The sequence below is a fragment of the Alkalispirochaeta americana genome, from assembly GCF_900156105.1.
GTDB classification, from domain to species: domain Bacteria; phylum Spirochaetota; class Spirochaetia; order DSM-27196; family Alkalispirochaetaceae; genus Alkalispirochaeta; species Alkalispirochaeta americana.
On sequence record NZ_FTMS01000026.1, the window covers coordinates 1 to 14181 of the forward strand.

The 14181-nt window shown below is 53.3% G+C and carries 12 protein-coding genes; 10 read left to right on the plus strand and 2 right to left on the minus strand.

The features are described from left to right. The first annotated feature begins 413 nt into the window (after positions 1–413). The 10 genes from BW950_RS13805 to BW950_RS13845 all read left to right on the plus strand — a co-directional run bounded on the left by BW950_RS13805 (position 414) and on the right by BW950_RS13845 (position 13086). Positions 414–1478: a mannose-1-phosphate guanylyltransferase/mannose-6-phosphate isomerase gene (locus BW950_RS13805; protein ID WP_076489888.1), complete on the plus strand. Its 1065-nt coding sequence runs from the start codon at positions 414–416 to the stop codon at positions 1476–1478. 403 nt (positions 1479–1881) lie between these two features. Beyond that, positions 1882–3153: a GumC family protein gene (locus BW950_RS13810; protein ID WP_076489889.1), complete on the plus strand. Its 1272-nt coding sequence runs from the start codon at positions 1882–1884 to the stop codon at positions 3151–3153. Between the two features lie 32 nt (positions 3154–3185). Then, on the plus strand, positions 3186–4373 hold the full coding sequence (gene gmd, locus BW950_RS13815; protein WP_076489897.1) for a GDP-mannose 4,6-dehydratase: 1188 nt from the start codon (positions 3186–3188) through the stop codon (positions 4371–4373). Then, positions 4366–5322, plus strand: coding sequence for a GDP-L-fucose synthase family protein (locus BW950_RS13820; protein ID WP_076489890.1), 957 nt, complete (start codon positions 4366–4368; stop codon positions 5320–5322). The genes gmd and BW950_RS13820 overlap by 8 nt, the downstream gene beginning before the upstream one ends. A 119-nt stretch (positions 5323–5441) precedes the next feature. After that, positions 5442–6977, plus strand: a complete 1536-nt coding sequence (locus BW950_RS13825) for an MATE family efflux transporter (RefSeq protein ID WP_200796843.1) — start codon at positions 5442–5444, stop codon at positions 6975–6977. Between the two features lie 465 nt (positions 6978–7442). Then, complete coding sequence (locus BW950_RS13830; RefSeq protein ID WP_083944039.1) at positions 7443–8312, plus strand: SDR family NAD(P)-dependent oxidoreductase; 870 nt, start codon at positions 7443–7445, stop codon at positions 8310–8312. Positions 8313–8358: 46 nt separating this feature from the next. Continuing rightward, positions 8359–10095: a thiamine pyrophosphate-binding protein gene (locus BW950_RS13835; protein ID WP_076489892.1), complete on the plus strand. Its 1737-nt coding sequence runs from the start codon at positions 8359–8361 to the stop codon at positions 10093–10095. A 101-nt stretch (positions 10096–10196) separates the two neighbouring features. After that, a complete protein-coding gene (locus tag BW950_RS13840; RefSeq protein ID WP_076489893.1) occupies positions 10197–11273 on the plus strand; it encodes a polysaccharide pyruvyl transferase family protein in 1077 nt (358 codons plus the stop codon). 407 nt (positions 11274–11680) lie between these two features. Further along, positions 11681–11815 carry a hypothetical protein gene (locus BW950_RS15480; protein WP_268760118.1) on the plus strand — a complete coding sequence of 45 codons (135 nt, stop codon included), beginning with the start codon at positions 11681–11683 and terminating at the stop codon, positions 11813–11815. Beyond that, positions 11812–13086 (plus strand): glycosyltransferase family 4 protein, encoded by a 1275-nt coding sequence (locus BW950_RS13845; protein ID WP_076489894.1) that lies wholly within the window; start codon positions 11812–11814, stop codon positions 13084–13086. Before BW950_RS15480 ends, BW950_RS13845 begins: the two co-directional genes overlap by 4 nt. Here the strand turns inward: BW950_RS13845 and BW950_RS14990 are convergent. Then, positions 13005–13793: a helix-turn-helix domain-containing protein gene (locus tag BW950_RS14990; protein ID WP_143559265.1), complete on the minus strand. Its 789-nt coding sequence runs from the start codon at positions 13791–13793 to the stop codon at positions 13005–13007. The genes BW950_RS13845 and BW950_RS14990 overlap by 82 nt on opposite strands. A 28-nt stretch (positions 13794–13821) precedes the next feature. Next, positions 13822–14181, minus strand: a 360-nt coding sequence (locus BW950_RS15180; protein ID WP_159438810.1) for a hypothetical protein, incomplete at its 5' end; no start/stop codon positions are given.

The following is a 14181-nucleotide window of genomic DNA, read 5'->3' on the forward strand; positions in this document are numbered from 1 at the left end:
CGCTCGATGTGCGGGCCCTGGCCGGTGGTGAGTCCGGTGTGGTCTATGATCTGAAAGGTATTCTGGACCGCTCCGTGGTGGATGAGCGGTTGTAGCAGGATAGGAACGGCTTGAGAGAGATGTCCTGGCCGGGCATGGGGGCTATGGGGCGTCCCGGCAGCCGAAACCGGCTGCCGTCGGGTCATGCGGGGGTTCCGTCGGGGCCTGCAGGCCCCGACTGCCTGCGGCACCCCTTCTGTCCCTGACGCGGGGGGCGTCTCGGCATTCCGCTGGTCCTGCTCGCCGTTGTATGAAAGAGGGCCTGGCATGCTGGAGTGCCAGCCCTTGCCACTGCGGTATGGCGTGATCCACGTGCTGCCCGCGCTGTGCTCTCTCGCATGCACCTGAACAAACAAACATAATAAGGATATCCAATGCTCGTTCCCGTCATTTTAGCCGGAGGAAGCGGAACCCGTCTCTGGCCGGTATCTCGTGAGGCCAGACCAAAGCAGTTTCTGAACCTGGAAGGAACGAGTACGCTCTTTCAGCAAACGCTCCTGCGCCTGGAGGGGCTGGCCACGGAGCGTCCCGTCATTATCTGCAACGAAGACCATCGTTTTCTTGTGGCCGAGCAGGTTCGGACGCTTGGCCTGGAACACCCTTCTATTCTGCTGGAGCCCCTGGGGCGGAACACCGCCCCGGCCATTGCCCTTGCAGCACTCCAGGCGGTCTTGTCGGGGGATGATCCGCTATTGCTGGTTCTGGCAGCAGACCACCACATTCCCGATGTGGCGGCATTCCGGGAGGCGATCCTTCAGGCACAGGAGCTGGCCCTGGGGAACAACCTGGTAACTTTCGGTGTTCTCCCCGGGTATCCGGCAACGGGCTATGGCTACATACACCGTGGTGCAGCGCTTGAGCCGTTCGGGTTCGCCCTGGAGGCCTTTGTGGAAAAGCCCGACCACGCTACGGCACAGGGCTACGTTGATTCCGGTGAGTATTACTGGAACAGCGGAATGTTTGTGTTCAAGGCCAGTGCCTACCTTGCCGCTCTGGGCGAGTTCTCTCCTGATATCCTCCAGGCCTGCCGGCGGGCCTTTGAAGAACGCCGTGCCGACAGGGATTTTATCTGGCTCAATGCCACGCTCTTTGGCCAATGCCCGGGCAACTCGATTGACTACGCAGTGATGGAGAAGACGAGGAATGGCGCCGTTGTGCCTCTCGATGCGGGGTGGAACGATATCGGCTCCTGGTCTGCCCTGTGGGATGTCCTGGAGAAAGATTCCTGCGGCAATGTCTGCACGGGGAATGTGATCACCGCCGATACCAAAAATAGTTTGATCCGCGCCGAGAAGAACCTGGTTGTGGCTCTGGGTGTGGAAGATCTGATCATAGTCGAGACGGAGAACGAGGTGATGGTTGTTCACAAGGAGAGCGCCCAGGCGGTTAAGGAGATACCGGCGTTGCTTGAGGGATGGCAGGAAACCGGGGTGTTGTAGTTGCCTGGGGGCTCACCCGAAAAAGTTGTTCAGGGGTTGAACGCCCCCTGAAATCTGCTATAATGCGCCCTGCACTGACGCCTGCGGTCAGGCAACCAGATCAGTCAGCGGAAAACCGGAACCAGGATCATCTGGAGCGAGCGTGTTTCGGCCGCCGTACCAGCCCTGCCTCCCCGTGCAGCCCCAAGGGCATGACACGCGTCTGCTGTCACCGGAACTTGTCGGGTTCCCGGTGTTTCTGGCGGAGCTGGGTCCGGGTAGTTGGACGGCTTGGTTCCCATCGTCAGGCGTATGTATGATAGTGTGACGACAGAAGTCCGATTATCCGCCCAGTTGGTGCTCCGCCACCCGGGGCCGACCATCGTGCACCCATAAATATTAACACAGACAGGAAGAAAGCAGCGTGAGTGATCAAGACCCACAGCACCTACCGCCACAGCTCCCGGGCAACCCTACGCCCCAGTACGACACGGTAGATCTCATAGACATACTTGGTGTGCTCTACCGCTACAAGTTTCTTATCATTGGTCTCACAGGCTTTGCTGCCGTCGCGGTGGTGATCTTTGCCATTATAAGCATTGTCCTTCCTCCGGACCGGAGCCCCCTGCCCAATGTGTATGAGCCTGAAGCCATCATTCTCATAGATGATGGGCAGTCTGGCTCCGGGGGGTTGCAAGCGGCCCTTGCCGCCCGGGGCCTAAGCGGCTTTCCGGGTCTTCCGAGCGTCGGGGGCGGCAGCTACGGTGAGCTTGCAGTGTTGCTTTTGCGTAGCAACACCTTGCTCGATCGTTTGGTAGATGAGTTTAACATTGTGGAGCGCTACGACATAGATAGATTTCAGAAGGATGACGCTCGCAAAGCACTGCGGGACCGTTCCACAGTCACTCACCGGCCCGAGACCCGCACGCTCCATATTCGATACGAGGACATAGACCCGGTCTTTGCTACCGATATGGTTAACCGCATGGTGGAGCTCCTGGATCAGCGTTTTTCCACCATTGGCGGAAACCGTGAGGCGCGCAAACGCGATTTGCTGCAGGACAAGCTCATAGAGATAGAGCGAGATATTGCCGTTCTGGAGTCGGAGGTGAAAGACTTTCAGCGCCAGTACGGCACCATTAACCCGGAGAGTTACGCCCGTGAGCAGGTGACGATGCTGGCAGAGCTGCGTTCCCGCCTCATTGGCACAGAGATAGAGGCTCGCACCTATGGCGAGTTTGCTACCATTCATGACCCGGTTGCAGCGCGTCTGCGGGCAGAGGCTGAGCAATTGCGTGCAACCATCCATGAGATGGAGCATCGGTTTTTTGGTGGACCACGAGAGGGTGGGAGCAATCAGGCCCAGATTGCCGGTGCCCGTGAAGATATTCCAGAGCTCTCTATCCGTTTTGCCCGTCTGGAACGGGAGCTGCGGGTACAGGCCCGCATTTATGAAACCCTTACCGAGCAGTATGAGGTGGCGCGCTTGAGTGCCGAGGATGAGTCCCTGGCTTTTCAGATCCTGGAAATGGCCGATGTGCCGGAGCGTAAGTCGGGCCCCAGCCGTGCGGTTCTATGCATGGTGGTAACAACTGCTACCTTCTTTGGTTCTATCTTCCTGGTGTTTCTGCTCAACATGGTGCGGAACCTCAAGGCGGACCCGGAGACCATGAAGCGTCTGCGGGGCAGGGTGTAGAATTTTAAGGGCCTGTATACGTGGGAGAGGACATGAAAAACGACAAGACAACAAATAACGACAACGGGAACAGTCACAAGCAGGAAGCCAAACGAAAAATCGCCCTTCTTACGGGTACAACCGGCCAGGACGGGGCTTACCTGGCAGAGTTTCTTCTGAACAAGGGCTATGAGGTCCACGGTCTCAAGCGTCGGGCCAGCAGCTTTAACACGGACCGGATAGACCACCTTTATCAGGACCCTCACGAGAGCGACGTGCGGTTCCGGCTACACTATGGGGATCTTACGGACAGCACCAACCTGATTCGGGTTATCCAGGAGGTGCAACCCGATGAGATATATAACCTGGGTGCCCAGAGTCATGTTCAGGTGAGCTTTGAGACACCGGAGTACACCGCCAACTCGGACGCCATTGGCACCCTCCGGATCCTGGAGGCGCTCCGCATTCTGGGTATGGAAAAGAAGGCCCGTTTTTATCAGGCCTCTACCAGTGAGCTTTACGGGCTGGTGCAAGAGACGCCACAGAAGGAAACAACGCCGTTCTATCCCCGTAGCCCCTATGCAGCGGCCAAGCTCTATGCCTACTGGATCACGGTTAATTACCGTGAGAGCTATGGCATGCACGCCAGCAACGGGATTCTCTTTAACCATGAGAGCCCCTTGCGGGGAGAGACCTTTGTTACGCGTAAGATCACCCGAGCAGTGGCGCGCACCGTTCTGGGGTTGCAGGATCGGCTGTACCTGGGAAACATGAACGCCAAGCGTGACTGGGGTTTTGCCGGAGATTACGTGGAAGCTATGTGGCTCATGGTGCAGCAAGGCCAGCCGGAAGATTTTGTCATCGCCACGGGAGAGACCCACACCGTACGTGAGTTTGTAGAGGCTGCTTTTGGCCGAGCCGGCGTGCGCATAGAATGGAGCGGTAGCGGGATAGAAGAAACCGGGCGTGTTGCCGCCATAGAGCCAGGCAGCCCGGCCGCCAAAGCCGGCGTGCTTAAAACGGGGCAAACAATAGTCGCGGTAGACCCGCGCTACTTCCGCCCGGCTGAGGTGGAGCTGCTGCTCGGAGACCCGTCTAAGGCTAAAGAGCGCCTCGGCTGGGAACCCCGGGTCAAGTTCCATGGCTTGGTAGAAATGATGGTAGACGCAGATCTCATGGCACAGCAGCGCGAGATGTATTTAAAGTCCGGCGGCTACGAGGTAAAGAACTATTTTGAATAAGAACAGCAGAATATACCTGGCGGGCCACACCGGCCTGGTGGGTAGCGCCGTGTACCGGGCGCTGCAGGGCAAGGGTTACACAAACATTATCACCCGCACGCTGGAAGAGCTTGACCTCACTCGTCAGGCAGAAGCAGAAGCGTTCTTTGCTGCAGAGCAACCGGAAGTAGTCATCCTTGCTGCTGCCAAAGTTGGCGGGATACTGGCCAACAACACCTACAAGGCGGAGTTCATCTATCAGAACGCCATGATAGCGGCCAACGTCATTCACGCCGCCTACCGCTTTGGCGTTACCAAGCTTCTGAACCTGGGCTCAAGCTGCATCTATCCCAAGCTTGCCGAGCAGCCGCTTACTGAAGAGGCGCTCCTCTCCGGCTACCTGGAGCCCACGAACGAGCCCTATGCCATTGCCAAGATCATGGCCATCAAGTTGTGCCGTTATTACAATGAACAGTATGGCACCAACTTCATCAGTGCCATGCCCACCAACCTCTACGGACCGGGTGACAACTTTGACCTCCAGACCAGCCATGTACTCCCGGCGCTGCTACGCAAAATCCATGAGGCCAAGGCTGCAGGCAGTGCCTCGGTCACCGTCTGGGGTGACGGCTCACCCCTGCGTGAGTTTCTCTACGTGGAGGACTTGGCCCAGGGGTTGCTGTTTCTCCTGGAGAACGTGGACGCACCGGAGCTCAAAGAGCTTTGTCCTGACTACTTTGTAAATATCGGGACCGGGAGCGATGTCTCCATTCGCGACCTGGCCCAGACCATTGCCAAGGTTATAGGGTGGCAAGGCAGTCTAGACTGGGACACCAGCAAACCCAATGGCACCCCTCGCAAGCTTATGGACGTGAGTAAACTCACCCGGCTGGGCTGGCGGGCCAAAACATCTCTAAGGGAAGGCATTGCAGAGACGTACCAGTGGTATACGGCAAACGGAACCACCTAAGATGCTGACGAACGCAATGAACGGTATTCTCGAATTTATTATATATCTACATGCAACAGGTACGTCGCAGTCGAGAATGCGTCTGTTAAAATCTTCGTGTTCGAGAAAGTATAAATTGAATGACATCTGACCGTAACAAACGAATAGCTAAGAATGCGGTGATGCTCTACATCAGACAGCTTTTAATCCTGTTCGTAAGTCTGTACACAGTCAGAATCGTTTTGGCTGAACTCGGTGTCGAGGACTATGGCATCTATGGCGCGGTGGGTGGTCTTGTTGCTTTGAGTGCTTTCTTGCCAGGATCGCTCGCGCAGGCTACGCAGCGGTTTTTTTCGTTCGCTTTGGGCGAAAGGAACGATGATCAACTAAAAACGGCATTCTCAGTTAATCTTGCGATGTATCTCTCGGTTGCGGTCATTGTGTTTGTCATTCTACAGACCGTTGGTCGCTGGTTTGTATATACACAACTTGCTGTGCCGGTTGATCGAATCCAGGCGGCTAGAACTCTTTACCAGTATACCGCGCTGGCATTCTTGACCAGCGTCATAACCACGCCTTTCAGGGCCATTATCATGGCTCATGAAGACATGAAACTTTACGCATATATTTCCATACTCGAAGCATTCATGAAACTTGGTGTGGTATTCCTGCTTCAGTATCTTCCATACGACAAGCTTCAGCTTTACGGACTGTTGGTGCTCTGTGTTGGCGTCGTCAATGCGATGCTGTATGTCGCAATCTGTTTTAATCGCTACGAAGAATGTCAAATAAAAAAGATCTATTGGAACACTGCGTTGCTGCGAGAGATCGTTGGCTTCACCGGATGGACCGTTTTTGGTCAAATATCAAACGTTGCCCGCACTCACGCTGTGACGTTACTCTTGAATCAGTCCTTCGCACCGGTTGTCGTGGCTGCAAGAGCGATCTCTGTGCAAGTTGCTAGTAAAGTCAACATATTTTCCAGCAACTTTAACGTTAGTCTGTACCCACCAATTATAAAAAGCTATGCCGCAAATGAGCGACAAGACATGTTTTCTTTGATCACCGGTGGATCAAAAATTACTTTTTTCTTGTTATGGATATTGGCCCTGCCGATGATTGTCGAAATGAATGCGATATTGGGGTTATGGCTTGGCGATGTTCCGCCTCACGCGGTGCTTTTTACCCAGCTCTCATTAGTCGAAGCGCTTATTCTATCAGTAAGCTTGCCTTTGACCGCCGCTGCCAGGGCGCCTGGAAAAATGAAAACCTACGAGTTGAGCTTAGGGAGTATACAAATCGGGATATTCATTACCGCATGGATGGTTGTTTCGGCAGGAGCGCCTGCCTACAGTGTGTTTATCGTTGCGATATTGGCAAATATTCTCATGTTCGGAGTGCGGTTGTACTTGGTTAACCGGCTTACCGAGTTTCCTATCAGTATATTTTTGAGATACACGGTGCTCCCGGTACTCGTAATTGTGCTCATTACTGCGGCGCCGGTTGTATTGATTCAAAAGCTTTTGCCACAGGGTTTGCAATGGACGGCATTGGTCGTGTTCACGAGTTTCTTATTGTCCACGGTATCTATGTATTTCATCGGTCTTGATAAAACATGGCGCTCTAAGGTGGCTTGTAGTGTCCTGTCACGGTTCTCGATGTTCCAGCGGATATGAAGTGTGTATTAGTTGTCTGTGGAACCGATGTAATGAACGTTCATTGAGTTCAGATACTTGCGCATCGAGGCGATAATTCCAGCGTTACGACGCGCACAAGCCGTGAGTTCACTGATAGCAATACATCCACAACGGGTAAGGTAACGGAAGACTGGTATATCTCACTTCTATTGGTGCGCCACTGGAATGCGATTATGGTTTTAGTGGCCTCTAGTTCGCTTTCTTTCGAGTGTCGCGTATCGGATTCGCTCGGATCAACAAAACGCAACACCTTATTGAGTCCCATGCGTGTCTACGAGAATTTGCTGAAGCCAATACCGGAAAGTTCTGCTATGCTGCTCGATACAGCGGACGGCGACTCTGAGTTCCTGTTTACAGACGAGTATTCAGTGGCTAAGGGTAGGCAGGCAGATATTCTATGAAAAGATTAGGCAAGTCTGGCGAACAAATTAGTAGGTTTTACTGATGAAAATGCTAAAAAAAACGATAATTCGAATTTCTCGAGCAAAGCTATATCTTAGACGTGCGGTGAGCTTTGTACGCCATGGCGGGGTTCATATCTGCACTCCCAACTATGTGAACTGTGAAAACCGTCATAGCGATAAGGTAGTCTTGGTGACTGGCGGCGGCGGCGGAATAGGTTTCGCGGCGGCCCAGAAGTTGGTCAACGAAGGCGCTAAGGTTATCATTACCGGAAGGAATTCGGACAAGCTTCGGTCAGCGGTTGAGAAAATCGGTGGGGACAGGATCGCGAATTATCAGTGGGACGTTACGGACATTGGGAACATGTCTTCGCATCTCGATCATATAGATTCAATTTTCGACCGTAAGGTCAATGTCGTGATAAACAACGCTGGTGTGAACAACACTTCAAGAATTCCGGACGTCAGCGAGAAAGATTGGGACGAGGTTTATGCAACCAATTCCAAAGCTGTATTCTTCCTGTGCCAGGAAATGTGCCGACGGTGGTTGGTTGACGGAGATTCGACTACGAAGAAGATCATCAATATTTCGTCTCAAGGTGCTTTTGTTGGAGCAACGTTCCCATACCGTATGAGTAAGTGGGATGTCGCTGGGTTGACCCAAGGCTTGGCGCTTCAGTATGCGTCGTCACAAATTGTTGTGAACGGGGTGGCTCCAGGTATCGCAGCTACAGACATGCAGCCAGGTTTTTCGGCACGGGATGACAATAACCTGTTCACGCCACTTGTTCCTCTTCAGAGATGTGCGATTCCCGAGGAAATCGGCGAATTGATTTCGTTCATGGTCAGTGATTCGGCGAACTTCATTGTAGGTCAAACGATTGTCATGGACGGCGGCTATTCAATCAAATAGTCTTGATTGTGCGACTTTTTTTCTTCGAAATAGATGGAGGCAGACAGTGAATATTGGCTACACAGACGAAAAACAGACTCAGATTGTAATTGCGCTACTCAAGCAGCATGGGATCAAAAAGATAATCGCCTCGCCTGGGACAACAAATATGACATTGGTGCTCAGCATGCAGCACGATTCACATTTCGAAATCTATTCGAGCGTTGATGAGCGTTCTGCGGCCTATATGGCGTGTGGACTTGCTGCGGAATCAGGAGAACCTGTCGTAATTAGCTGTACTGGGGCAACCGCCTCTAGAAACTACATGCCTGGGCTCACAGAGGCCTACTACCGAAAACTGCCGGTGTTAGCCGTTACGGCGACAAAAACACTCCCCCATGTAGGCCATCACATCGCCCAGGTAATCGATCGAAGTGTAATGCCTGTCGACACGGTTGTTCATAGCGTCACACTTCCGTTGGTGAAGGATGATGAGGACTTTAAGGACTGTGAGATCAAGGTGAATCAGGCAGTTTTAGAGTTATGTCGTCGTGGCGGAGGCCCTGTACATATCAATCTTCCAACGGTGTACTCGCAGAACTATGAGGTGCAAGAGTTGCCGGATGTACGAGTGATTAAGCGGTTTGTTTCAGGTGCTAAGTTACCTCCACTGCCAACCGGTAAGATCGGCGTGTTCATTGGCGCACATGCTATCATGAGTGACGTAGAAACTGCCACGCTTGATGCCTTTTGCGCGGCAAATAACGCGGTGGTGTTCTGTGATCATACGAGTGGTTACAAAGGCAAATACCGCGTGCAGTATTCCATTGTGGGGTGCCAGTCCCACCTCGATCATTCATCATACTTGCCTGACCTCCTTATTCATATAGGTGAGGTAACTGGGGACTACTACAATACTTCGGGACGACATGTATGGAGAGTCAGTATGGACGGAGAGCTCCGTGACACGTTCGGGAGGCTGCAGTATGTTTTCGAAATGTCTGAACGCCAGTTCTTCGAGAACTACACTGAGACGCCCTCACATGTCGAGGATGGATACCTAAGGGAGTGCCTATCGCGGGTCGAAGCAGTACGCAACGAGCTGCCGGAGCTTCCGTTTTCTAACATCTGGATAGCATCTATGATGGCATCCAATGTTCCGGAAGGCGCGACAGTACATTTCGGAATTCTTAATAGCCTCCGGGCCTGGAACTTCTTCGAGACTCCGGTGTCGGTTACAGCCATGTGCAACGTTGGCGGTTTTGGAATCGACGGCGGAGTATCTTCACTCATCGGGGCCTCTCTCGCGAATCCACAGAAGCTCTATTTTGGGGTAATAGGCGATCTAGCGTTCTTTTATGATATGAATGTGATGGGAAACCGACATGTCGGAAACAATGTTCGCATTCTATTGGTTAACAATGGGAAAGGTACCGAGTTCCGGCTTTCCCATCATCCAGCAGCTGTTTTCGGAGATGAGGCTGACGTTTTCGTTTCTGCCGGTGGCCACTTCGGGAATAAATCGCCGGAACTAGTTAAGCACTATGCCGAGGACCTGGGATATGATTACGTCACAGCGGCCTCTAAGGAAGAGTTCTTGGCGGTGTATGAAGACTTTGTGTGCCCTGAACTTACTCAGAAACCCATGTTGTTTGAGGTGTTTACCGATAGCAAGGAGGAAGCCGCTGCGCTCGAACTAGTCCGTTCAATCAAGAAAGACTTGAAGGGCAGTATGCGCGACGTTGCGAAGAGGGCGCTGGGTGCAAAACATTATGGGGCGCTAAAGAAGGTTCTGAAGAATTAGCACCGACTCCTAACACTCAATTCCGATTCCACAACAAAAAACGAGAATGCGCCCCGCGTATAAATATGCTTATCAAGATGACGCTTAGCAAGGAAAGTTAAATGGTATCCTACAGGAAATTGCTACTCAAAGATCTTTCAAAAGTCCTCTGGGCGATCGTAACCTCGCGTCGTGGGAGAGCGTATCTGTTGGCCGCGCCAACGCATCCGAATTTGGGCGATCAGGCACAGCTGCTGTGCTTGCAAAACTGGATTTCCACGAACTATCCCGAGTTGAAGTTGATACCAGTGCCGGTTTCGGTTATGGCAACGCGGGTTGCTCAAGTGAGGAATATTGTAGTTACGGCGTTGATTTGCCGCTCTCTTCTTTTGTTTATGAGGGCTTTTCAGCGCAAAGATGACATTGCTTTCGGGCATAGCGGATACTTTTTTACTGATCATCACAGTGGCTGGCTTGCGTTCGCCCGGGTGGCAGATGCGTGTCCTTCGCTGCGCATGATTGTCATGCCGCAAACGATTAACTTCTACAACAGAGAGATCGAAAAGCGAGCGGCACATGTATTCAACGCGCATTCAGATATGACGATTTTGTGTCGTGACCAGGTCTCCTATGAAAAGGCTCAATCTACTTTTTCTCATTGTCGGCTGCTGCTTTATCCCGACATTGTTACTACTATGATCGGCGACGACTTCCAAAGATCAGAAAAGCGTGACGGAGTCTTGTTCTGTCTGCGTGACGATGGTGAGGCGTTCTACAGTCGTAAGGAGATTGACAAGTTGATGGAACGATTGGACATCAGTCGGGTGGAAAGAAGAGATACAACTCTCAGAGACGTTGACCAACGCCAGATGAACCGTGGAAGGGAGCGGCTTATTTCTGAATTCATCGATTATGTATCCTCTTTTGAAGCGGTTATTACTGACAGATATCATGGGGTCGTCTTTTCCTTAGTGGCCCAAACACCCGTCGTGGTAATCGACTCGGTAGATCATAAGTTAAGTAGCGGCGTGAAATGGTACCCAGATAGTTTCGGCCGAATGATTCGATTCGCAAATGACCTGGCGAATGCACACGATCAGGTGAAAGCAATTCTTACCGACAAGGAAGAATCTCTATCTCTGCCTCCCCTCTTCAAAGCCGTTTATTACGATCGGCTGCGCGAGGTGCTGGGTCAATGAGTGACGTGAAACTGAACCGGTACAGCTTAGCGCAGTCAAAGCAACGGCCTCGGTCGAAAGCTGCTGGCGACTCCTGCGACCCCACTCGGACATCATCTCAGGAGTTGCGTGACCAGTTCTTGATGAAGTTGATCGGTGGGCAAAACAGATTTACACAAAACACCAATTGCCATCTTCAACTTGAAGCCGGTGTCACAGCTCTTTCGTATTTCTTTATCCCACCGTCTTTCCCTTCGGGAGCTAAGCATGGTTGTTAAAGTCAGCCGTCAAACGGTCCGGTTTGTTCGTGCTCATCCCAGCACATGGCTAGTGGACAAGAATTGGTCGGAACTCGTTTACATGTCGGGATCCGCACACCACAACACAAGACGAAGGTTATCAGGGGCCACAATGGAGACCCGGAAAAAATGAAGAACTTTCATTTGAGTTTTGTTGAAACCGCCTCCCTGCGCAAAATCAACGAGCTCGTTTTGAGCAGTCCCAAGCCGCTCGTTGTCCTGCCCACAGAAGGCATTGAACTCTGGAAGGCTCAGTTCTCGTGAAGGTTGGAATAGTTAACACGTCCGACATCACAGGCGGAGCCGCTCGGGCCGCATATCGTCTGCATCAAGCACTGCGCGTCAGAGACGTAGACTCCGAGATGCTCGTGGCGCGGGCTGTCAGTGACGATCTTTCCATTAGAGGCCCAGTGAGCTCGATCGGCAAAGGGCTCCATTATCTGAGCTCTCGCCTGGATTCACTCCCAAGCCGGCGTTACCCGTCTCGCAGCAGAACACCTTTTTCGGTCGCACGCGTTGGGGCTCATGATCTTCTGCAACGCATTAGTGCTTCAAACCCCGACATCGTCCATCTGCACTGGATCAACGGCGGTTTTGTTGGTGTCCATCAGCTGCCTCTGATAAACAGGCCGCTGGTCTGGTCGCTTCACGATATGTGGGCTTTCACCGGGGGGTGCCACTACAACAACGAAGGATGCCGGGCCTTTGAGCAATCCTGTGGACGCTGTCCGGTACTTGGGAGCACCACAGAGCGGGATCTCTCACGTCGGATCTGGGATCGCAAGCGACGCTTCTTTGACAAAGTTGAGAACCTAACCGTGGTAGGGCTCAGCCGCTGGCTTGCAGACGAGGCTTCCACAAGCGCGCTGTTTGCCGGGCGCCCGGTTGTGAACTTGCCGAACCCAATTGATTGCTCGGTGTATCGGCCCATTGACCGCACCGTCGCACGCGAGCTGTGGGGCATATCCCCGGACGCCAAAGTCGTCGCCTTTGGTGCAATGAGCGCTACATCCGATTCACGAAAGGGCTATGACTTGCTTGTTGAGGCGCTGCGCCATGTGTCAGTGCCGGGGCTTGAGCTCCTGGTCTTTGGGGCTTCCGCTTCTACCAGTGGCATGGGTGATGACCTCCCGTTCCGCGTTCACTACACCGGCCGCCTGCATGACGATGTCTCCCTTGTTACGCTGTACAACTCGGCCGATGTTATGGTGGTGCCGTCCCGGCAGGAGAATTTGTCGAACGCAATCATGGAGAGTTTGGCATGTGGCACGCCGGTGGTTGGGTTTGATATCGGTGGTAACGGGGATATGGTAGATCACCGTGTGAACGGCTACCTTGCTGAGGCGTATGAGACGCAGGATCTGGCGGCTGGTATTGAGTGGGTGCTGAATGGTGGCGGCAACGGACGTGCGTTGCGGGAAGCTGCGCGTGAGAAGGTGCTACGGGAGTTTGATTATCCGGTGGTTGCCCAACAATACACAAAACTGTATGAGCAGATTCTATCCGGAGAAACTCGTGCGGCCGCAGTCAGATAGTATGGATGGAGTACCAGCAACATGAATAGACCAGCAATCCTCTTTGGTGCCGGAGCGGAAGTCCCATTCGGAATGCCCTTGGGCGGTGAGTTTGCCTTGCAGGTTGTTTCGTCCGGCATGACCAACGAGATCTGGGCCGCACCCCCTTTCTCCCGCTTTCCAGTATCATTCGCTACCAAGGGCCCGTGCATGCAGTCTGCCTGTACACATTCCAAGGGGGCGAAGAACTCGAACTTGAGGCTCTTTTCCCGCACCGCTTCCTGGAGACGCTCATTCCGGCTCATCCCCGCGGCAACAACGATCCGGGAGAGCGAGGAGGAAGAAATCCGCGTGGAAATTGTTCGTTCCTCCAGAAGCTTCCGGTACACCGCTCCGGCGGTCAGTTTTGGATACTGTGCAAGCTCTTCAAGAAAAGCTGTCTGCTCTTCCGCACTCAACACACGACTGATTCCCTGGTCGGCGCGGATCTTGGGCATCAATCCCTCTCTGCCGTATTTTCTGTAGGCCGAAAGCCACTTTCTGATACACGATTCGGTAATCGTCGTCTTGCGGGAATAGGGAATGTCGTAGGTTCGCCTCGCTTTCTCCCGAATTGCTTCTTTTAACGCCCCATGGTCGAGATAGGGATTGGCCAACGCGGCAACAACGCCATAGCGGAACTCCAGAACAGCCTGTCGGCGTTCTTCTCTCTGAGATTCACTGGTCATCGTCTGATCCTCCTGATGAAATTGGTGCTCATCCGGAGTCTATGGGCTGCCCTGGCATCCGGGCAGAGGATATATCATGTGAACTACCGGCTCCCGCTTTGCTGTCGCGCTGACCGGCCCCGGGATCGAGGGCACAGAATACCGCTCCCCACCCGGCGGCAATGCTTAGCCTGTTGATCCGGTATACCGGATGAGTGGATCCCCCCCCGGCCGCATCGATGAGCCATCGCCACGGAGGCAGCCCGTGGTCTCCCCGGGCGAGAAACAGCGCTTTCGCCCGGTGGATCCCCGCCAGCAGTCGTCGCTCCAGCGACCGCAGATAGTCCTCGCCAAGACCGTGAAGTCTTAACAACTCACCGGCTTCCATCCGCGATGAACCACCAGAGCG